At 60.5% G+C, this 19,522-nt stretch carries 16 protein-coding genes; 3 read left to right on the plus strand and 13 right to left on the minus strand.

Features of this window, described 5'->3' with window-relative positions; genetic code table 11:
- Window positions 1-495 precede the first annotated feature (495 nt).
- Together G3545_RS03830 and G3545_RS03835 are read right to left on the minus strand one after the other, a co-directional pair.
- Complete coding sequence (locus tag G3545_RS03830) at window positions 496-1,011, minus strand: acyltransferase (RefSeq protein WP_170010004.1); 516 nt, start codon at window positions 1,009-1,011, stop codon at window positions 496-498.
- 43 nt (window positions 1,012-1,054) lie between these two features.
- A complete protein-coding gene (locus G3545_RS03835; RefSeq protein WP_170010006.1) occupies window positions 1,055-1,897 on the minus strand; it encodes a hypothetical protein in 843 nt (280 codons plus the stop codon).
- A gap of 279 nt (window positions 1,898-2,176) precedes the next feature.
- Here G3545_RS03835 and G3545_RS03840 point away from each other — a divergent pair, with 279 nt between their 5' ends.
- Complete coding sequence (locus G3545_RS03840; RefSeq protein WP_170010008.1) at window positions 2,177-3,412, plus strand: O-antigen ligase family protein; 1,236 nt, start codon at window positions 2,177-2,179, stop codon at window positions 3,410-3,412.
- On the opposite strand, the gene G3545_RS03845 is transcribed toward G3545_RS03840, so the two are convergent.
- Window positions 3,401-4,648, minus strand: coding sequence for an alginate lyase family protein (locus G3545_RS03845; RefSeq protein WP_170010010.1), 1,248 nt, complete (start codon window positions 4,646-4,648; stop codon window positions 3,401-3,403). The two genes, G3545_RS03840 and G3545_RS03845, sit on opposite strands and share 12 nt — an antisense overlap.
- A 139-nt stretch (window positions 4,649-4,787) precedes the next feature.
- Between G3545_RS03845 and G3545_RS03850 the strand changes: the two genes are divergently transcribed.
- Window positions 4,788-5,825: a hypothetical protein gene (locus G3545_RS03850; protein WP_170010012.1), complete on the plus strand. Its 1,038-nt coding sequence runs from the start codon at window positions 4,788-4,790 to the stop codon at window positions 5,823-5,825.
- A gap of 14 nt (window positions 5,826-5,839) precedes the next feature.
- Here G3545_RS03850 and G3545_RS03855 read toward each other — a convergent pair whose 3' ends face one another.
- The 4 genes from G3545_RS03855 to G3545_RS03870 all read right to left on the minus strand — a co-directional run bounded on the left by G3545_RS03855 (window position 5,840) and on the right by G3545_RS03870 (window position 10,129).
- Entirely contained in the window at window positions 5,840-6,826 is a 987-nt protein-coding gene (locus G3545_RS03855) for a glycosyltransferase (RefSeq protein WP_170010014.1), read from the minus strand.
- Between the two features lie 102 nt (window positions 6,827-6,928).
- A complete protein-coding gene (locus G3545_RS03860; protein ID WP_170010016.1) occupies window positions 6,929-8,104 on the minus strand; it encodes a glycosyltransferase in 1,176 nt (391 codons plus the stop codon).
- Window positions 8,105-8,252: 148 nt separating this feature from the next.
- The gene (locus G3545_RS03865; RefSeq protein WP_246702679.1) at window positions 8,253-8,813 is read right to left on the minus strand and encodes an SGNH/GDSL hydrolase family protein; all 561 of its coding nucleotides are present in this window, start codon (window positions 8,811-8,813) and stop codon (window positions 8,253-8,255) included.
- Window positions 8,814-8,926: 113 nt separating this feature from the next.
- Entirely contained in the window at window positions 8,927-10,129 is a 1,203-nt protein-coding gene (locus G3545_RS03870) for a glycosyltransferase family 4 protein (protein WP_170010020.1), read from the minus strand.
- A gap of 258 nt (window positions 10,130-10,387) precedes the next feature.
- On the opposite strand from G3545_RS03870, the gene G3545_RS03875 reads away from it, so the two are divergent.
- Entirely contained in the window at window positions 10,388-11,173 is a 786-nt protein-coding gene (locus G3545_RS03875; RefSeq protein WP_170010022.1) for a polysaccharide deacetylase family protein, read from the plus strand.
- 126 nt (window positions 11,174-11,299) lie between these two features.
- Here the strand turns inward: G3545_RS03875 and G3545_RS03880 are convergent, their stop codons facing one another.
- The 6 genes from G3545_RS03880 to G3545_RS03905 all read right to left on the minus strand — a co-directional run bounded on the left by G3545_RS03880 (window position 11,300) and on the right by G3545_RS03905 (window position 19,450).
- Entirely contained in the window at window positions 11,300-12,307 is a 1,008-nt protein-coding gene (locus G3545_RS03880; RefSeq protein ID WP_170010024.1) for an acyltransferase, read from the minus strand.
- 186 nt (window positions 12,308-12,493) lie between these two features.
- Window positions 12,494-13,111, minus strand: coding sequence for a hypothetical protein (locus tag G3545_RS03885; protein WP_170010026.1), 618 nt, complete (start codon window positions 13,109-13,111; stop codon window positions 12,494-12,496).
- 25 nt (window positions 13,112-13,136) lie between these two features.
- Window positions 13,137-15,362 carry a polysaccharide biosynthesis tyrosine autokinase gene (locus G3545_RS03890; RefSeq protein WP_246702680.1) on the minus strand — a complete coding sequence of 742 codons (2,226 nt, stop codon included), beginning with the start codon at window positions 15,360-15,362 and terminating at the stop codon, window positions 13,137-13,139.
- Window positions 15,363-15,749: 387 nt separating this feature from the next.
- A complete protein-coding gene (locus G3545_RS03895) occupies window positions 15,750-17,231 on the minus strand; it encodes an O-antigen ligase family protein (RefSeq protein ID WP_170010028.1) in 1,482 nt (493 codons plus the stop codon).
- A 34-nt stretch (window positions 17,232-17,265) separates the two neighbouring features.
- Window positions 17,266-18,015: a metallophosphoesterase family protein gene (locus G3545_RS03900; RefSeq protein ID WP_170010030.1), complete on the minus strand. Its 750-nt coding sequence runs from the start codon at window positions 18,013-18,015 to the stop codon at window positions 17,266-17,268.
- A 172-nt stretch (window positions 18,016-18,187) separates the two neighbouring features.
- Window positions 18,188-19,450 carry an outer membrane beta-barrel protein gene (locus tag G3545_RS03905; protein ID WP_170010032.1) on the minus strand — a complete coding sequence of 421 codons (1,263 nt, stop codon included), beginning with the start codon at window positions 19,448-19,450 and terminating at the stop codon, window positions 18,188-18,190.
- Window positions 19,451-19,522 lie beyond the last annotated feature (72 nt).

Genomic DNA, 19,522 nt, shown 5'->3' on the forward strand with positions numbered 1-19,522 from the left:
TAATGTATAGTCTCAACTTACATCCTTCCCAACCAAAGAATACAGATTGAATGTCGCAGGGCCATCGCTTGGCCACACCAGAACGTCTGGGCGAGTCACTATCCATAACGTTGCAGGCCGCTCCCCGTTGATTCAACGTTCAAGTTACGGCTTCGCGTCGAACCGTCAAGGTCACGACAGAAGAGACAAATCCAGAACTTGACCTGCTTGCGGTTGCCGACAGGTCATTATTGCAGCCTCTGTGTCATTGAAGAAACTCAATCTAACCGAACTGACAGTGGAAGCCGACTTAAACGATGAAGGAAATATGACCGCTCCTAAAATGCACCAGGAACGCCGCGCTTTTGTCGATAATCTACGCGGCATCACAATACTTGGTGCAACGGCGGTGCATGTCGGGCTCCATCGATGAGCCATCATCACCCTTGGTTTCATTGTCAGCAGTTACATCGAGCGTTGCCGCGCAGATGAGGGCCCGGCGACCGGCACGGCCGCTCAGGAGCTGGCGGTCGCGCTCTCGGCCGACACCGTTGCAGGCTGCAGTGGCGAACGAGAGGGTTTCACATAGCCGGGCTGATCGGCGTAGAGAAACCGCCCGTACGGGCCGACCTCGATGTTCTCCTGAATAATTTTGGCCGGGTTGCCCACAACGACGCAGCGCGGGGGCACGTCCTTGGTGACGACGCTGCCCGACCCGACCACGCATTCATCGCCGATCTGTATGCCAGGCAAGATGATGCTGCGAGCACCAATGAAGCAATTCTTCCCGATTCGCGTATGCAGGTAGAGCCCTCGCGTACGGTCATGGCACAATATCGCGGAATCGAACGCGACATAGGTCATCTCACCGATATGTATCCCTTTCGGGAAGGTCTTATCGAATCGGACGCTCAATGAATATGTCGCCGTGGGGTGGATATCCATCCCCCATAATTTTGTGTAGTAAAAATACTTTAGTTTCACCAGAAACCTTCTGAGCCAAGAAAATTGATTCAGACTCCGAAGCTTCATCAGAAGATCCTCGCTTTGCATTCAGCACTGATCGGGTCGACCGCTATTGCGACCGGCCCGCGACTGCCAGATTTGAGCCGATGAACTCGCCGAGCTTTACCTCGCCGCGGAGCATCAGGACCAGGCCAACCGCGATCTTTCGGAGATATTCCCCGGCAACGCCGGCATCCTTGATTGCATGCCGACGAATGGCGAGGAGTGCGCCGCGATAATATTTCGCACGCAAGCCGGTATCCCTGTCGCGATGCCCGACGATCTCGGCATCCACAAAGTCGGTCCGTCGTGCCTTCAGGTAGGCACGGATGGCGTACTCGACGTCTTCCCCACCATTGTTGGGGGTACCCACGCCGAGCATCTCATCAAAGCCCCCGATCGCGCGCACAATATGGCCCCGAAAGAAGATCGTGTTAGAGGACGCGTTGCGGACGACGTGCCGTGCCTTCGCGGTCAGGATCATCCCGGCCTCCATGCCGCCCATCAGCGGCTTCGATGCGTAGCGGCAGAACAGGAAATCCAGATCCGGACAGGTCCGGAATCGGTCGGCGATGGCCCGCAGCGTCTCCTCCGGGTACCAGCAATCGTCATCGGGATAGGCGACCATCTCGGCCGCCTTGAGATGGCCACCGCGCTCGGCTTCCCTGAGCAGCATATTCCGAGCCGCCGACAGCGAGACGATATTGGGAATCGAGATCGGCGCAACGAATGACGGCCAGTCGGCGGCCACGCTTTGCAACTTACCCTCGGGACAGTTCTGGACGAGAAGAATCAGGCGGACGTTGTCATTCGGGAGCACGTTGATTGCCCGGTCGAGCGATCCGAGCAGACGATCCAACGGTGGGATCGTATCCCCTTTCAGAATACCGGTGGTCAGAAGAAGGATATTCATGGCTCACTTTCGCTGGCGCTTCCTTCACGGGCGGATCATGACCGAGACACGTCACATTTTCGAGCACAATTCAGACGCGCCGCACGCTTATCAGGATTTCCGTGGCCACTCCACCAGATCTGTTGCATCGCAGCACCGTTCTGTATCATCATTGGTGGCGGCATCGGGGAGAGCCGTGGCGACGTTCTATGCGGTGCCGCGCCTGTAAGCTCGGACGTCTGCATGTAATAATTATGTCTCCCTGTGATCGAGCCACGGGATCCAGAAGGATAGGCCAGCATGCCCTTTCGGATAGCGATAGCAATCGCTTACGGCGTGTTCATCATCAACGCCGGCGCTGTCCTGAAAATCGATGCGATCAACGTTATCGAGAAGGGCGCCTTCCTTATCGCGGCGACACTTTATGTGACCAGCCGGCCTCGCAGCAATGTGATATTGTGGATGCTGGGGCTCAACTGCCTGCTGATATTTTTTCTCGGATACTTCACGACTTATCCCGGTTTTTCGTGGAGTACTCTTATAAAATCACTCAATCAGATTTTCATCGTCTATATGTTGCTGGCCTGCGTACCGACGGAGGCGGACCGCGATGCCTTCCTCAAGATCGCCGCGTGGTTGCCGATCGCGTCCACGTTCCTCGGCATCCTCTATCACCTGGCCGGCCTTCGCGCGATTTCAGGCTTTGAGTACTCGACCGGCCTGATGCGCTTCCAGGGCTCGCTGATCCCCGCATTCCTGGCCGGGGTCGCGATGTGCGGCACGTTTGCCGCCATGCAATTCGCCCTCATCAAACGGCCCATCTATTTCGGCGTTGCCGGAGCCGATTTTCTGATCCTGCTCCTCACCGGCGGGCGCGCCGCCTTGGCCGTTACCCTCGTCGTGTGCGGCGTTTCGTTCTATCTGAAGCCGCAGGTTTCCCTGAAGCTGAAGACCATAGGCACGATCGTCGGCCTCGCGGTCGGCGGCCTCATGCTTGGCGCCATGTGGGAGAGCATCGCCACCCGGTTCCAATCCAGCGGCGCGAACGGCCGCGACATCATGTGGCCGTACCTCGAAGATCTGGCGTCGCAGTACCCCTGGACCGGCGTCGGGTTCGGCCATCAGTTCTTCACGGTGCCGCGCGAAGTGGTCATCCTGACCGGCTCCACCGCAGCGCATAATGACTTCATCCGCATCATGGTCGAATTGGGTTATGTCGGCGTCGTCATCTTCTACGCCCTGTTCATTCTGGCTGTGCTGTGGGTCTGGCGCAGTCCGCACGTCAACAAGAGCCCGATCGTCCTGATCGCTCTCGCCGGGTTCCTCTTCCTGTCCCGCACCGACAATGCCCTCGCGACGCCCGCCTATTTCCCGCTGATCATCCTCAGCGTCATGGCGAGTGTCCGGTATCCCTCGCGTACGCCGGCGAGAGCGGGCGTTCCCGACCGTCTCCCGGCGGTACCGCGGCGCGCTGCGGTACGGCCGATCGCACCTTTGCAGCCGTCCGGCCCCGCCGGCTCGGCGTCAGGGAGTTGATCGCCTGGTCACGAACATCGTCGTGACATCTATGCCGATGAAGTCGCGGGCGAAGGGGCGATGGGGGGCCGCGATCGAGTCGAGCTCGCGGGCGAGTTCCGGCGCCGTTCGCTGGAAATGGCCGTCGAGGATATCCATCCAGGCCGCCATGTCGTCGGTCCTCGATTGCGGATAGCCGACCTGGGCGGCGAGCTTGCGAGGATCGGCGAAATTCGCCGCCGTGAAGCGGGCTGCGCGCTGCAGGCTCGCCTCCTCGGCGGGCGTCAATTGAACATTGTTGGCATCGGCGATCGCGACCAGCAAAGCCAGCGGCTCGAGGGCGAAGCTGTGATAGTGCAAGGTCCGCCCGCCGCGGCCGATCTCGTGGGGCAACGAACCGTCGCCATTGACCTTCTGCAGAGCCCGGTGCAACTCGCGCATGGCCCAGTCGAATTTTTCGCGATCCTGGGTGAGTACGGCCATGGCGCCCACCGCGGCCGCCGCCCAATAGCTCTGGTTGAAGGTCCCGTCGAGCCACATCAAATGGTTCGGGCGCCGCTGCTTCGGCGGCGTGAAATCGTCGACGATCGCGTCGGACAGGCGCGTGAACCACGCCTCGACGGCTGCGACATCGCGGTGCGGCAAATCACCCCCGCTTGAGGCGATCGCAAAGGCATTTGCCGCGCCCACGCTCGTCCAGATGCCGACGAGTATGGCTTGTCTGCGGCCGATGGGATCGTTCTGGTCGAGATTGCCGAGCAAGGCATCGGCCTCTGCCCAGCTCCGGAGTTGCGACACGATGCACAGTCCGGCCTCCCTCCGCGCGAAGGCCGAGCGCACATAATTTTCACCGAGGTCGAACAGCACCTTTCCGAGTGCATCGGTCGGGCGGACCCGCGCGACATAGCGGGTCATCGCCGCCCGATCCACGACCGAACGCGTCGGGTCGGGCTTGTAGAAGGTGAACATGCCCGACATGTCCGTCAGCGGTGGGACGAGCTCGGGGCAGGCAATCCCGCCGGCCAATCCGCCAAAGCCCTGCCGGGCAATCACCGCCCTCGTGTCGAAGGCGTATTTCAGCTCCGCAGCGACACCGGAGGTTCCGCTTGCCACGATGCCGAACCAGGACAGACCCACGACACCAAGAGCCCGCAATCCGGCGCGCCACGGCCTCCCGGGACGCATCGAACGCAGGTGCGACCTCGTGTCGGATCGAGACTGGTACATGCAATGCGATCGCTGGATGTCGGATTCCATGCTGCTGTCGATACCCCAACTCTTGCGCCCGGCTTGCCCCACATCTAGTCTAATATTGGATAAGGACTATGCACGCTGACATATGGATTGTGATTGCATTCGCGTGTTGAAACAGGATCGCTGAGGCAACAAACTAAACATGGCTTATTTTTGGGCGAGCAAATCGGTCGACGATCTACGTGGCGGCGCCAAGGCGAAGCTTGATGTATATCGAATTCTCGCGGAAAATGGATTTACCTCTTCGAGCCTGAGCGCTTTTGAAAAGTTCCCGCAGATAAACCGGATACTGGAGCTGCTGCGGTTGCTGGCGCTGCCGCGAACCACCGAGGTGGTCTTCCAGTTTCCCAACTATAACAGCTTCAACAAGCTGGCGTCGTACCTTGCATCGCTGCGGCATCGTGTCCTGTTCGTCGTCCACGACGTGGATTCGATCAGGGACGTACCTCATCACCAGTCGCTCGCCATCCTGAAGCGCAGCCATGGCTGCATCGTCAGCGGCAGTCTCTGGAAGACTGCCGAAATGCAGGCTCTCGGGCTGCGCATCCAGTCTCTGGAATGCTGGGACTATCTGACGTCCGCACCGGCGGCCAGCGAATGGAGTGCCGACGGCAAGGTGCTCTATGCCGGCAACCTGGCTTCCGACAAGGCCGCATGGCTCTATGACAGCCGGCGGCAATTGCCGCTCTATCTGGCGGGCGTGAACTATGATCCGTCGCGCAAGCTTGGAGCCGATACATTCCTGGGGCCGTTCTCCTCCGACGCGCCCTCATTCCCGGCCGATGTCTCCTGGGGAGTGGTCTGGGACGGCGATAGCCCGCTCGAGTTGGCGGGAAAGGCCGGTCACTATCAATGGTTCAATCAGCCGCACAAATTCTCGATGTATATTGCGATGGGCCTTCCCATCATCTGCAGCAAGGCCGCGGCGGCTGCCAAGGTCGTGGAGAAATACGGCGTCGGCATCTGCGTCGACAGGCTGGATGATGTCCCGGTTGCCATCGCGGCCATTCAGCAGGATCCGGCTTCCGCAGACCGGATCCGCTCGAATGTCGAGGCACTAAGGGGTCGGATCGTCTCCGGCGATTTTCTGCGCGATGCGCTCATCCGCCTCGACCTGCTGCCGGATGCAAATCGCCCGAGAGTTCAGCATCGTCTCGACCCATCGCGCGCCACGTCGTGACGCGGCGCGCCGCGCTACCAGGAGTGGCTCCAGTAGGTGACCATCGTCGCCTGCGGGAAGAGGCATTCGGCGGTCTTTCCATCCAGCGGGCTCCTGTTGACCAGGATATCGCTGCGCAGCAGCCGATGTATCGGGTTGGTCCAGTCGATCGGGTACCATTCATCCGGATCGAGGAGCGTGATCTCTCCCGCGGAGATGCTGGCCGCCAGGGGCTCGCCCAATTGCGACAAGACGCCCTCGCATAATCTGCCCAGTTCGGCGCGATCCGCCGAACTGTAAATGTCCACCACTTCCTTCAGGAACACCGGACCGGTGAATTTCTCCGGCCCGAGACGAATGATCTCGTCATTGTTCTTGTGCGCTTCCAGCTTCTGCATCATCAGAACCATCGCGAGCACCCAGAACATCTGCCGCGGCCGGGAAGCCATGATCGCGTTCGGCACCGAATGCTCGAACGAGCCGTCCGCCCCCATTCGGCCCAGCAGAACGTCACCCCTGCCCTGCAGCGACGCCAATGGACGCAAACACTCCGTGTCCATGTCGGCGTAAAAACCGCCAAAATAGAACAGGAAGAATATCCTCACCGCGTCGACGCGATAGATTTCCTTCGGGTAGCGATCATAGAACGGCATGAACCAGGGGAATTTTTCCTGCACGAAATTCCGGTTGTCGGCATCGTCCCACAATATGACGTCGAAGCCCGGATTCTTGTCGATGAAGGTTTGCCGCCACTGGCTGTAATTGCTGGGTATGCTGGCATGCGTCTTCCAGGTCTGAAAGACGATGGGCGGTATCTGAGTGGAGTTTTCGCCGGCCTCGCGTGGCAAGCGACCGCCTTCCGCATTGGCGCGCTCGCCTCCGGCGAAGCCCGGCGCGGCCGCCCCCTTCCACCGGGACCATTTGCGGGCGGCAACCAGCTTCAGGATCGGCATCGCCGACGGATGTCCGACGCCGTGAGCAAGCCTTCGGCCACGGCGGACCACCTTCTCGAATATGTTCACCGTTCCAGCTCCACGCGCATACGTCCAGTCATACCCACCCCTCAAACCTCGCGCCGAGCGCGGGCACTCCGTGTCGCCGCCCAGGCCATGTCGTCGCTCGGATCAATCGGGCCGCTGCCGGGTGACAAGACCGGCATAGAGATCAGCCGTCCGGGCGGCGATGTCCTTCCACGAGGGGATCGAGAGCGACAGCTTCCCCGCCCCTTCGCTCAGCGCTTCCCGCAGCCCCCGATCGGCCGCAAGCTGCGTCAAGGCCTTGGCCAAGGCCGGCGGATCATTCGGCGGCACCAGAAGACCGGACTGCCCCGACGTGATCATGTCGGCGAAGATGCCGACATCGGAGGCAATGATGGCGCGGCCATATTGAAGGCTCATCATGAAAGCGCCGCTCGCCTGTATCTCCCGGTACGGGAAGACGAGAACGTCCGACGCATTGAAGAGGCCATCTATTTCATCATCCGCCACATGACGGAAACGGAAATCGAACACGTCGGCAACGCCACCGGCGGATGCCAGATTCAGCAGTTCCGCACCGTCGATCGCGAGCGCGCCGGCAATCACGAAGCGGCATCTCTGCCGGACTTCGACGGGCATGAGCTTCACGGCTTCGATGAGTATGTCGATACCTTTGTACCGTTTGACGATACCGAACACCAGGAACACGATCTTGCCGTGCTCGCCAGGCACCGGCCCGGGCTGGATGACCGGAGCGGGTTGCGCGTTGAGCTGCCCGTGCGGAATTACCGAAATATCGTCTTTGCCGGGGATCTTCTCCCGCAGGCGCCGGGCGCCTTCTTCCGTGTGGACGATGATATGGGAGAAAGCCTGGAGCAGTTCGCCCTCGCCCCTGGTCCGCGAGCGCGACACGCTATCGCCATTCGCGGTCACGATATCATGCTGGGTCAATACGATCGGCGTTCGCTTCGACAGATATCGAACCAGGCGCATATCGATCATCGGCAACACCGCCCATTGAAAATGGACGACATCGACCCGCATCTGTCGCAGCTTGCGGGCCAGGAGAACGCTGCTTGCAGCATATTGCGCGGTGCGGAGCATGGACTGCAGTCGATTGGTCCAGACCCCGGCGCCCTTCCCTACCGAGCGGTCTTCACTCGGCAGTTCGATATAGGCCGAACCTTCCAGGTCCCATTGCTCACCAGCCTTGAGCGGCCGACCGAATGCCGTGATCTTATGCCCGTTGGCGATCAGGCCAGACGCCAGCGCCTTATTATAGGGCATTGTGTACAGGAACGGATCGACAAGAGCGATATGCATGCTCAACTACTCACGCTCAATAATACCGACCGGAAAACAGTGTTCCCTTGCCCGGAGAAAATAGCACCCGCTACGACAGGCTCATGGCCAAGCGTTACGGTCCGGCAGGATCGCGTTGAAACGGCGACGAACGACAGGAAGGTCATCTCTAACACTCCGGCCCGCCAATTGCCGCGGCGATGGTCGGCACGATCAGGCGAACGGTGACTTCGGGCGCCGGATGGGATCCATCCGGGATGGCCTCATCGAGTTCGCGCTTGCTCAACGTTGCCCAGGCCGGCCGGTGATCGATGAAGGTTGCCCCCATTTCACGAGCCAGGAGCTCATGCGCGGCTTCATAATCGGCGAGGAAGGGCCGGACCCATCCCCGTATGCCGTGCACCGGGTTCATGGCCATGACAAAGATCCGCGGTGGCGGCGTTTCCGCCTGCAGGCGCCTGACGATGCCGCTCATATTGGCAACGCTCTGCTTCAACGAGATGAAGCGTTGAAGCGCCGCATCATTGGTGGCGAATTCAATCAGAACCACGTCCGGCTTTTCCGCCGCGACCTGATCCACGACCGTGCTGGCCCAATCGGATCCGGCCCCGTTCTTGGCCACCGTCACCACGGTCACTGGCTGTTTCAGGCACTCGACGAGGCGCTCGCGCAAGGGCGTCTGCCACCCGCCCTGAACCGTCAGGCTCGTGCCGTACGCGACGATCTTCAACTCTGCCGCCTCCGCCCAAGAACTGAACATGGCCAGGGCAACCCCGACACATAGCGCCCGCCGGCGCCCCCGCACTGCGCCGACGCCGTCAAAGGCAGCGGGCACACGCACACTCAACCGTGCAGCCGCTCGAACGCGCCGAGATATTTGCCGGCTTCGCGTTCCCAGCTGAAAGCACTTTCCCCAAGAGCCCGCGCGCGCTCAGCCCGCATCGCGCGCTCCTGCGTGTCGGTCAGCAGCGTCAGGCATGCCCGCCCCAGATCAGCGGGGGTCTCGCCCTGCGCATAGGTACCCGCATCGCCGAGCAGGCGCTGCGTCTCCGACAGCGGATAGGCGACGCTCGGCACGCCAAGTGCGGAATATTCGAACACCTTGTTCATGCTGATCTTGTCATTGTAGTCATTGACCGGATCCGGAATGACGCCGATGTCGAAGGTGCTGAGGCATTCGAGCAGTTCCGGCCCGGACAGGTAGCCGGTGAACGTCACATAGTCGTCGACCTCGAGCTCGGCCGCCAAGGCCCGAACCGATGCCAGGGCCGTCCCGTCGCCGATGATGACGGCGTGGAAATCCCGGTAGTTGCCCTCGCGAAGCAGCCAATCCACCGCCCTGATCAGGTGATCGAGGCCGTCCTGGTCACCGATGATGCCGATATAACCGAGGATATTGGCGGAGCGTGCGCGGATGTCCGCGCGGGGCTCCACACGCCGAATCCATGATGAGTTCGGCACGCTGTAGACCGTCACCACATCCTCTGGCTTCTTGCCGCCGCGCCGGATGGCAATCTCACGGAAGGTCTCATTGGTGGAGATGACCAGATTGGCGCTCTTGAAGGTCAACCATTCGAGCGCCTTGAGGGTATTGAGCAGCAGACGCCGCGGCCCGAATTTCGCAACGAACAGCTCGGGGCTGACATCGTGATGGTCGAAGACGAGCTTCTTGCCCAACAGCTTCCACGGCGCCGCGACAATGAACAAGAGGTCGGGCGGATTGCAGATCTGTACGACATCGAAGCCGCGCTCGCGGTAGACGCGCCACAGCAGACGCCCTTCATGGAACAATGCCGCAGCATACTCCGCAACGAAACCGAGTGTGCCCCGCGCCTCCAGCGGCAGCGGATGCCGATACACCGCAATGCCGTCGATCTCCTCGAACTCCGCGGGATAACGCTCCGTACGCGGGCAGATCACGGACACTCGCCAGCCCGCGCCGTGCAGCACTTTTGCCTCTTGCCAGACGCGGCGATCGAACGGCACCGGCAGATTTTCTACCACAATTACGCAGCTTTTATCCGAATGATCTGCTTGTGTTTTCAAGACTAACCTATCTTAAAGCTAACCTAGCCGCGATTTGATGAGGCTACCGCAGAGCAACATACTTTGGCAAGACATGGAGCGGAACGCCGCTGCGCTCTGCGACGGACAACCGCCCCTAACATTCCCTATCGTTCAGTTATGCCTCAGCTTTCCGGAACGGGAGATGACATTTTCCGCTTGGGGTTGCTCGCCTCATTTTTGATGCATCGCAGCACATACAGTACGCGGATTGCGGAATGATGGTCGCACGAGGTCGAGATGCGGTTACTCATCACACTATCTCTGGTGGTTGCGGGTTATTGCACTACTCCGTTGGTTGCTGGTCAGGCCGCCGAGGCGACCACGGAATCGCCTCCGCCCTGTTCCAATCCGCAGGCCATCGGGACATCACGCGTCATACCGGTCCAGACGGAACGCACCGCCGGCATAGGCGCCTTCTATTTCAAGCGGACGCTCAAGCTCAATCCGGGCGAGTACCTGCTGACCTTCGACGATGGGCCCGCTCCTGCGACCACACCGCAGATACTCGCCATACTGAAATCGGAATGCATCCGCGCAACCTTCTTCATGATCGGCAAGCACGCAGAGGCCTATCCGCAGATCGTCGCGCAACTGCGCGACGCCGGACAGGTGCTGGCCAGCCACACCTACAGCCATATCGAGCTGACAAGCATGCCGCTCGACCAGGCGATCCGCGATCTCAAGCGCGGTTATGCCGCAGTCGAGCATGCGGCCTATGGAACGTCGTCCGATGACGACAAGCCACGCTTCGTTCGCCCCCCAGGACAGAAGCTCAATCCTGCGATCGTCGCCTATACACGCCAGCATCAGATCACTCTCGTCACTGCCGATATCAGTCCCCAGGACTGGCGGAACAAAGCCCCCCAGATCACCATGGCGGTGCTGCACAAGGCGCTCGACCAGACCGACCGGGGCATCATCGGCCTGCACGACACCCAGAAGAACACTGTCGCCATGCTCCCCATGCTGATTGCCGAACTCAAGCAGCGCGGCGCCAAGCTGGTGGCGATGGAGCCGCGATAGTCCGGCCATATTGCCTCGCCCCCGACCACGTGGGCTCGCCCTCGCACTCAGGCGAGGCTTTGCATGCTCTGCCGCGCTGCGCGAAACGACCGATCCAGGCGTTGAACGCCGCCTCGCCTCGGCGCCTCACGTCATCATCCGGCCGAGGCGCCGGGTCGGCGCGCTCCACTGCAACGCCTTCTTCAACAGGATCGGCCCGAACAGGCCGCATATCAGTGCGGCGAAGACGAGCAGGATGAACCACTCGCGCGGCATTCCCGCCTTCAGGAAGACCGCCTGACACACGCCAATGAACGCGGTGTTCAGGAGATAAATGACGAAGGAATGTTCGCCGAAATACTCCAGGGCCCGATCGCTCGTCGGATGCTCGCGCAGCGTATATCCATGCACGCATGCCATCGATGCCAGCCCGACGGGCAGGTAGCGATACTCCGTGCCGGCCAGAAGGAACAACAGGGCGAAGAATATGAGCGCCCACAGCAAGCTATACCGACGCAGGATGGGTCCGAGGACATCGAATTTCTCGTAGGCCAGGCCACCGACAAGAAAGAAGATGTAGAATTTCATTATCCGATCGAAATAGAAATCGTCGGACACCTCAATGAAATATGGGAGATAATGCATAAGCAAGGCCAGAGCAATCAGCGGCACCAGCCTGCCGCCTGCCAGCCTGAATAGCATCGGCGTTATTATCGTATAGACGAAAAGGACAAACAGGTACCAGATGGAGATGACCGGGCTCTGCGAGGTCTCGAAAAACATATAATAATATGACGAAAAATACCCCTTGTAATCTTTGATGAAGACAAATTGACCGGCAACATATTTCCCAGAAATGAGAATTACACCAAACACAAAGAACGGTATGAGCAAGCGCTCCGCCCGGTTCACGAAGAATGGCGGATACGTGTCGCCGGTCTTGAACTGAGCTTTTGTATAAAAGAACACGAAGCCGCTGAGGTACATGAATAGCGGCATGTGGAACGAATATATCAGCCCGCGCGTGTCCGCCATCCATGCCGGCTCGACGCCAGGGATGCTGATGTGGCCGAGGACTACAAGGAAGATCGCAATCCCCTTCGCCCTGTCTATGTCCATAAGACGTTTTCTATGGACCGGTGCGGCGGATTGCATGATAGGCCCCTGTTGCTCCGACTCGGCAATTACGACCATTTTCGAACGTCTATCCGACTATCGAATTAAATAGTGTAATACTTTATGACAGCTCTAGCATCGGATCCAGATGCCCAACACTCCCTGTCTATGCTGCCTTTTGTCTCGGCAGTCACAGTGGAGTGAAAGTCGCCACACGCGGCTCCATCAGCTTGGACGAGGCAAGATGCGGGCGAACAGATTATCCAGCTGAGGCGCATGGACCTGCGCCATTGCGCGCAAATCCGTCGCCGTCGCCACCGGTATCTGCTTCAGGAAACTGATGATGCGGCTTTGATACGGCGCCCATGTCACGCCGAACAGCCGCCCCAGATCCGACAGGCATACCTCCTTGGATTCAGCGGGCAACTGATCCCAGCGGTCGATCAGGAAGACAATCCGCCGGGCCATCACGCCGCTTTCGTAAGGTCCTGTTATCTCGGACATTTTTACCGCCGCCTGGGACAGTTCCGCCGTTGCGCTTCGCCGTGCGGCGTTACTGGCGACGTCGAGCCACGCGGACGAATTCGTCGGATCCACCTCGACCACGCTTTCGGCGCGTGCGAGCGCCGCCGATGGCAGGATGAAAGTGTCCTTGTCGTTGTCGATCAGGGAACGCGCGCGCTCGCGCAAACCCGCGGTATCACGCCAATCCTCGAACGTCATGGCCCACCGGCCCGGCTCGACCTGCGCTTGCTCGACCGAGAATAACGTCAATCTGGCGCCGAACCACACCAGGCCGGCCGCCAGCAGGATCAAGCCGGTCGCGCAGAGCGACGACGCCACAGCGCTCCCGGAAGCGGTCTCCGGCCTACTGAACATAGTAGCCTTTGTAATAGGACGACGAGTAATAGCTGTATTTGCCGTATTTCGGCGTGTAGCGCTCGTCGACCTTGTTGAGAACGACACCGGCGATCTTCCGGTCGATCGAAATCTGCCGGACCGCCTGCTGGGCCACCTCGCGCGAGGTCGAATTCCAGGCAACGACGAAGACCGTCTTGTCGACGATCTGGGCGACGATCACCGCATCGACCACCGGGCCGATAGGCGGCGTGTCCACCACGACGAGATCGAAGCTCTCGCGCAGATGCGCAAGCAATTGCTCCATGCGCGCGGAGCTCAGGAGATCCGGCGGGTTCTGCGTCTTGCCGCCGGCGGCAAGCACATAAAGACCGGTTGTCTTGTCCCGGTGGAGAATGCCTTCGGGCGAAACATTGTTCGCCAGCAGTTCGACGAGGCCCGGCGCGTCCGTAAGGCCGAATATCTGGCTCGCCGAAGGGCGGCGCAGATCACAGTCGACCAGTATGACCCGCCTGCCCGACATGGCAGCCGACACCGCCAGGCTGATCGCCATCGATGTCTTGCCTTCCTTGGGAAGCGAGGACGTGAACTGGACGATCTTGGGCGGGTTGTCGACGTCCGACATCTGAATGCCGGTTTTCAGGCTTCGGATCGATTCACTGAATCGAGACAACGGCTTGGCGTCGAGATAGCGCGACAGGGTCGTCGCCTTGCCGTCGATGCTGGAGAGCTCCGACGGATCGATCCGCTCCACCGAGGTGAGCACCGGCAGGCCGAGCGTGTCCTCGACACGGCGAGGGCTGTTGAAGCCGGAGTTCAGCGCCTCCAGAAGGCCGGCTACGCCCAAGCCAAGCAGGCCGCCGAGCGCGGTTGCGATGGCAAGGAAGAATGGCTTCTTGGGAAAGCTCGGCCGCCCGGGCGGAGTGGCGACCGATATGATCCGTGCGTCGCGCACTTCGAAACTGGTCTGCTCGGCCGTGAGCTTCGATTGCGAGAGGAAAGATTCGTAGAGCGTTTTATTGGCGGAGGCGACCCGCTCGAGCTGCCTCAACTGCACGCCGAGGGTGTTGTCGCTGCCCGCCTGCCCGGTCAGGAGCGCCACGCTCTGGGTGAGCGAATCCACCCGGCTCTGGGTCACGTCATAGGCATTCTTCAGATTGCCGACGATGCGATCGACCTCATTGCTGATCTGCCGATCGATCTCGCGGCGCTCGGCGCGGACATTGACGACGCCAGGGTGGCGGTCGCCGTACCGGCTGACGAGGTCGGCTTCGCGCCGCACCACCTCCGCCTGCTGCGTGCGCAGATTGGAGATGACCGACGATTTCAGCACATCCGGAATCGCCTGGATGTTGCCCTTCGCCTCGATGATCCGGGTTGCCTGGTCGAGCTTTGCCTTTGCCTCTGCCGCTTCGGCCCGCGCCCCGACGAGCTTGCCGTTAATCTCCGACAACTGCTGCTCGTTCACGGTACCCGTATTGGTCATGACGAGGTTGTTCTTGCTGCGGAAATCCTCGACCGCCTCCTCCGACTTGCGCAGATCCTCGCGCAATTCCTGCAACCGATCGCCGAGCCAGCTGGCCGCCCGGCGCGCATTGTCGAAGCGCGCCTCGAGCTGGTCGACGATGAAGGCATCGGCGATCGCATTGGCGAGGCGTGCCGCCTTCTGCGGATTCTCGGAGGTCACGTCGATCTGCAGCACCTTGGTGCGATCGATGCGCTTCACATCGAGTGCCGCGGACAACCGTCCGATCGAGGCGAGAACGTCCGGCGGGATGGCATCGGTATTGGCCTCGGCCTGCGTGTCCGCCGCGGGCTGCTTCTTGAGCAATGAGGTGACGAAGCCCATCAGGCTCGACAACCAGTTGCCGCCGCTCTTGGAGGCCCCGAACTCGGGATCGTCGACAAGGTTCTCCTTCTCCACCACGCGCCGCAGCAGGCTGCTCGATTCAATAATGGAGACCTGGCTCTCGACCGCGGTCATGTCCATCGTGAAGGACGGCAGCAATTCCTCGATGCCGGTAACCTGCTGGGAGCGCAGATCGAGCAGTATCTGCGTCGAGCTGGTGTAGCGCGGCGTCAATGTGAACAGGATCAAGAGCGTGAAGGCGATGACGGTCCCAGCGATGACCGCGATCAGCTTCCAGCGCCGCCACAGGAAGTCCAGAATGACGTTGAAGTCGAAAGCTTCGACCCCCTCGCGGATCTCGCCTATCGGAATTCGGCCGTGCATCATCCCACCCACTCGTTCATCGGGCCCGGTCCAATCCCTGCTCTATTCATCCCGCCTCGATCATACATGATTATCATGACTTAATTGCACACCAGTTTAAGTTCTGATTTGGCGAAAGCGAGACAAGGGCCGAGAAAACATCACGCCAGCAAGCGATTGTCGGGCATGAAGCCTGTTTCGCCGGCTGTGTAGTGCTACATCTAGTAAGTCGACATTATTATTTCTGCTTTCGAACTATTTCTCTGCTGACGTATCGGGATTCCGCTGTGATCGAAATCCTTCTGCATCATTCGGCGGCACAGGGGCCGCCGATCAGTCCGCAGCGTCTCGCCGTGTCCCCCACCCAGCAAACTACAGGCCACAATGCCGGCCTCGCGAAACCGCGCGACTTCATGCCGTGCTCATTCGACTGCTCCAGGATTGAGCAAGCCCCGCCCCCATGATCGCCCAGAAGGTGATGGCGACGGCCTCGATCTGAATGCTGAAATCGACCAGGGCATGGAGCAGGACCAGGATGCTCGCCCCGATGGCCAGGAAGCTCACCGTCGCAACCCGCTCTCGCTTGTAGGCGCCAAGTCCGATCCGGATCAGCAGGGAGAGGACGACGGTGCCGAGTGTGATCGCTGCGGGAAAGCCGAGTTCCAGGATGAGCTCAGCGTAGGTATTGTGTGCCTTGTCCCATCGCGCCCCGATACCGAGCGAACTGTCGCGATAGAGCGCAAAGATCTGCTCGAACGAGCCGAAGCCGAAGCCGGTCCACGGCGCATCGAGAGCGGCGGAGATCGTCTGCTCAGCGGTCGAGGTGCGCAGATTGGCGCCGCCCGCATTCGCCATGCGGTCGAGAAAATGGTCGCCGAAACTGAGCATTGCCGCGGCGCAGGCACCGACGATGAACAGCAAGGCGATGATCACCGCCGCACGATGGCGGTTCGTCGCCAGCGACAGCAGCACGATCAGCGCGATGAGGGCGATGAACGAACTGGTGATGCCGGCCCGTGAACCGGTCAGCATCAGGGCACTGGCGAGGCTGAAGGCCACGAAGGCGAGACACGCGCCATACCCCGCGGTGACCTCGATGATCCGGGCCATCCGCAAACGCAACGGCACCTTCCCGGCCCGGTGCGTGCGATAGGCGGCAAGCAGCAGCGCGAAGGAGGCCAGCAAGGCCATCCCCAGATAGGTCGCGCAGGTGTTGCGATTGATGAAGGTCGAGCTCAATGAATCCTGGTAGTCGGTCCGCTCGAACCAGAGAATGGTATCGGGAAAGGCATAAAGCTGCACGATGCCATACAGCGCGTAACCAAAGCCTATGATTGCAATCGCCCAGGTCAGATAATGCGCGTGGAGCCCATCACGGCAGAGTTGCAAGGCGAGCCAGAACACCAGGGCTACGGTCAACAGGCGAAGCAGGGCGACGAGCCCGGCATCGGGCGCCACCGAAATGCTGCCGGTGACCGGGCGCCCGAGCACCTCGCTGGTCATGGCCCAGATCGGATGATTCCAGGCCTCCGGCGCCCAATGCGACGCCTGGAAGAAAATCCACCCGCACACCAGGCCAAACAACACCATCTCGAAGGCGATACGGCGCGGCGCCACGGGATGCGCACGCCGCCGCACCAGCAGGCTCGCCTCATAAGCGATGACGAGGCACCCAAAGAGAACGGCATTGACGCCCCAGCCGAACAGCCGGTTGCTTCCCAGCGGAAACGGCACCCAGGCCAGCGCGACCAGGAAGCTCCAGAAGAAGACTCGGTCGATGTCTATGCTGCGCCGCGCCTGCCGGCTGGCCTGCTCATCTACCTTTGGCGGCACGGCGGGCCAATTCGCCGCCATGGTGCCACCAGATCGATCATTGCGGATGTCACGTCCCATCATTGCTTCCGCACCTGTCCGCTCTGGAACTGTCCTATGCCCGCGCCTGGAGAATTCTGACACTGTCGTCTTCCAGGACGGCGCAGGTTAGGCGGTTGGTCAGATAGGCACCGGTATCGAGATTGATCCGGTTGGTGCGTATTTCCGGTTCCATCACCGGCGTATGCCCGTGAACGATCCTCTTGCCGAAGGGTGTGTCGTCGCTGAGAAACGGCTCGCGAATCCAGATCAGGTCATCGAGCGTCTGCTGCGCCAGCGGCACGCCCGGCCGCACGCCGGCGTGGCAGAAGAAATAGTCGCCGATCTCGACGCTGACCTCGAGCGAGCGAAGGAAATGCAGATGATGGGCCGGCAATGCGGCGATCAGTGCCGCCCGCGCGCTCTCGAGGCGGGTGCCGGACGGCATACGCTGCGCCTCGACCCCGTAGGAGAAGAGCGTCTCCAACCCGCCGTTCAACAACCACACCTCGCCTGCACCCGCCGCCTCGAGAAAGGAGAGCATCATCATCTCGTGATTGCCCGCGAGGCAGCGAACCGCCGTGGGAAAATCACCGCTCGCCAAACGCTCGACGACGAGCCGAGACTCGATTCCCCGATCGATATAATCGCCCAGGAAAATCGTCTCGGCTTCGAAATTATCTCCGCGCGAACCGCGGATATCAGCCTCGATGAGCACCGCCAACTGATCGAACAGATCATGCCGACCGTGCACATCCCCAACCGCATATACCCGCCTGCCCGCCGGGATGCGGTAAACGAACTGAGACGCTGACGATACCGGCATACAGGAACCACGGCTTGCATTCAGAAGGAGACACGCGACGCGCTGAGCGGTTGCGGCCGGCTCGCGTCAACCCGTGTCTCGGCCGATTATGGCCCATATGCAAGCGCGGCGTCCTCCTGCAGCCAATTGTCGGCCCATCCATTCGCATCATCGAGGCGCGTTGCAGCACGTCTCAATATTGCAGCTTCAGACCCGCCGTGACGACACTGCGATTATAGTCGTCAACATCGATGCCATTGGTCGTGAAGTCGGTATAGCGGTAGTTCAAGGTCGAGGTGAGATAACGGTTGATCAGATACCGGAGCGAAGCGCCATAGGTATACTTATTGTCGGTACGATCGTTGCCTTCATACTCTTGTTCTTTATAGGCAAAGATACCGCTCACAATGATATTGCGGCGCAGTTCATAGTCAGCGCGCACACCATAATCCGACGTCAGGACGCTCGATCCGCCATTATAGGTCGAACCATCGATCTTGCGATCCGCGGTAAAGCTGACGGTCAGCAGAGGCGTCGCAAACCACGCCAGATCGCCGCCGAAGTAAAATCCGGCAACGTTGTCGAGGAACCCGCTGTCCGACGTCCAATCCAGATAACCGACATAGGCCTCGCCCCGCAGCAGCCGGGACGGCTCGAACTTCAATCCAACCGCCGCGGTATATTGGTCGCCGTCATAAAGCGAGTCCTCGAACTCGGTCCACTCATAGGCGAACTGGGTGAACACACTGGTCAGAGGGCTGATGTCATAGCCGACCCTGGCGAACGCGTCGTACGTCGTGCCGTTCCGATACGTCTGATCGATGAATTCGCCATCGGCGAACTGGTCGAAATCCTCCCAGCGGAAGCTGAACCCGGTGGACGTCCAGAGCCGATTGAACCGGTTATCCAGCTTAATTCCGCCGTCCACCCGGTCAAACGCGACCGGTACCGTAACCTCGTTGAAGGTCTGGCCATCGCCAGGCGTCTCGTGTCCGTGCAGATAGTTCAGGAAGCTCGAAACGCTCATATCGGGCGTTATGTCCAAGCGCCCCTTGCCGCCGGCGAAATAGTCCACATAGTCGGCATCGCTGTAGTGCGCGTAGGTCGCGCTTTCCGCGCCGACCGCGAATGACAGATAGTGCCGGCTCCAATCCGACTTGATATCGAGCGTCGGCCGGAATTTGAAGATCCAGTCCGCTTTCTCGTTCGTCCCCACGGCCGTGATGTTGTCGTCGTACGATACCGACGACAGCAGGGCCGGATAAAACAGGAACGAGCCCAAGCGGACCCCGACCGGGGTGTAGTCGGGTTGCGGACGATCGGCGACTCCGGCGTAGCGGGGATCCACCTCCACCTTGTCACGCGAGCTCGGCGGATAGTCAGCCGCCCTGGCGTCGACGACCGCCACCCCGGCGCCAAAGGCACCCAGCGTCAACACCAACGGTATGGATTTCACTCGAAACATCCCGCCCCGCCCCAACTCAGCAACCACACGATGAAATATTCGGTTCCGCACTACTAAGCGTCG

The sequence above is a fragment of the Starkeya sp. ORNL1 genome, assembly GCF_012971745.1.
Classification (GTDB): Bacteria; Pseudomonadota; Alphaproteobacteria; order Rhizobiales; family Xanthobacteraceae; genus Ancylobacter.

What these genes read in the sequence shown, in the direction of transcription:
- G3545_RS03830 (WP_170010004.1), bottom strand. Translation starts at nt 1,011, where the DNA reads ATGAAGCTTCGGAGTCTGAATCAATTTTCTTGGCTCAGAAGGTTTCTG.
- G3545_RS03835 (WP_170010006.1), bottom strand. Translation starts at nt 1,897, where the DNA reads ATGAATATCCTTCTTCTGACCACCGGTATTCTGAAAGGGGATACGATC.
- G3545_RS03840 (WP_170010008.1), top strand. Translation starts at nt 2,177, where the DNA reads ATGCCCTTTCGGATAGCGATAGCAATCGCTTACGGCGTGTTCATCATC.
- G3545_RS03845 (WP_170010010.1), bottom strand. Translation starts at nt 4,648, where the DNA reads ATGGAATCCGACATCCAGCGATCGCATTGCATGTACCAGTCTCGATCC.
- G3545_RS03850 (WP_170010012.1), top strand. Translation starts at nt 4,788, where the DNA reads ATGGCTTATTTTTGGGCGAGCAAATCGGTCGACGATCTACGTGGCGGC.
- G3545_RS03860 (WP_170010016.1), bottom strand. Translation starts at nt 8,104, where the DNA reads ATGCATATCGCTCTTGTCGATCCGTTCCTGTACACAATGCCCTATAAT.
- G3545_RS03875 (WP_170010022.1), top strand. Translation starts at nt 10,388, where the DNA reads ATGCGGTTACTCATCACACTATCTCTGGTGGTTGCGGGTTATTGCACT.
- G3545_RS03880 (WP_170010024.1), bottom strand. Translation starts at nt 12,307, where the DNA reads ATGCAATCCGCCGCACCGGTCCATAGAAAACGTCTTATGGACATAGAC.
- G3545_RS03890 (WP_246702680.1), bottom strand. Translation starts at nt 15,362, where the DNA reads ATGATGCACGGCCGAATTCCGATAGGCGAGATCCGCGAGGGGGTCGAA.
- G3545_RS03895 (WP_170010028.1), bottom strand. Translation starts at nt 17,231, where the DNA reads ATGGGACGTGACATCCGCAATGATCGATCTGGTGGCACCATGGCGGCG.
- G3545_RS03900 (WP_170010030.1), bottom strand. Translation starts at nt 18,015, where the DNA reads ATGCCGGTATCGTCAGCGTCTCAGTTCGTTTACCGCATCCCGGCGGGC.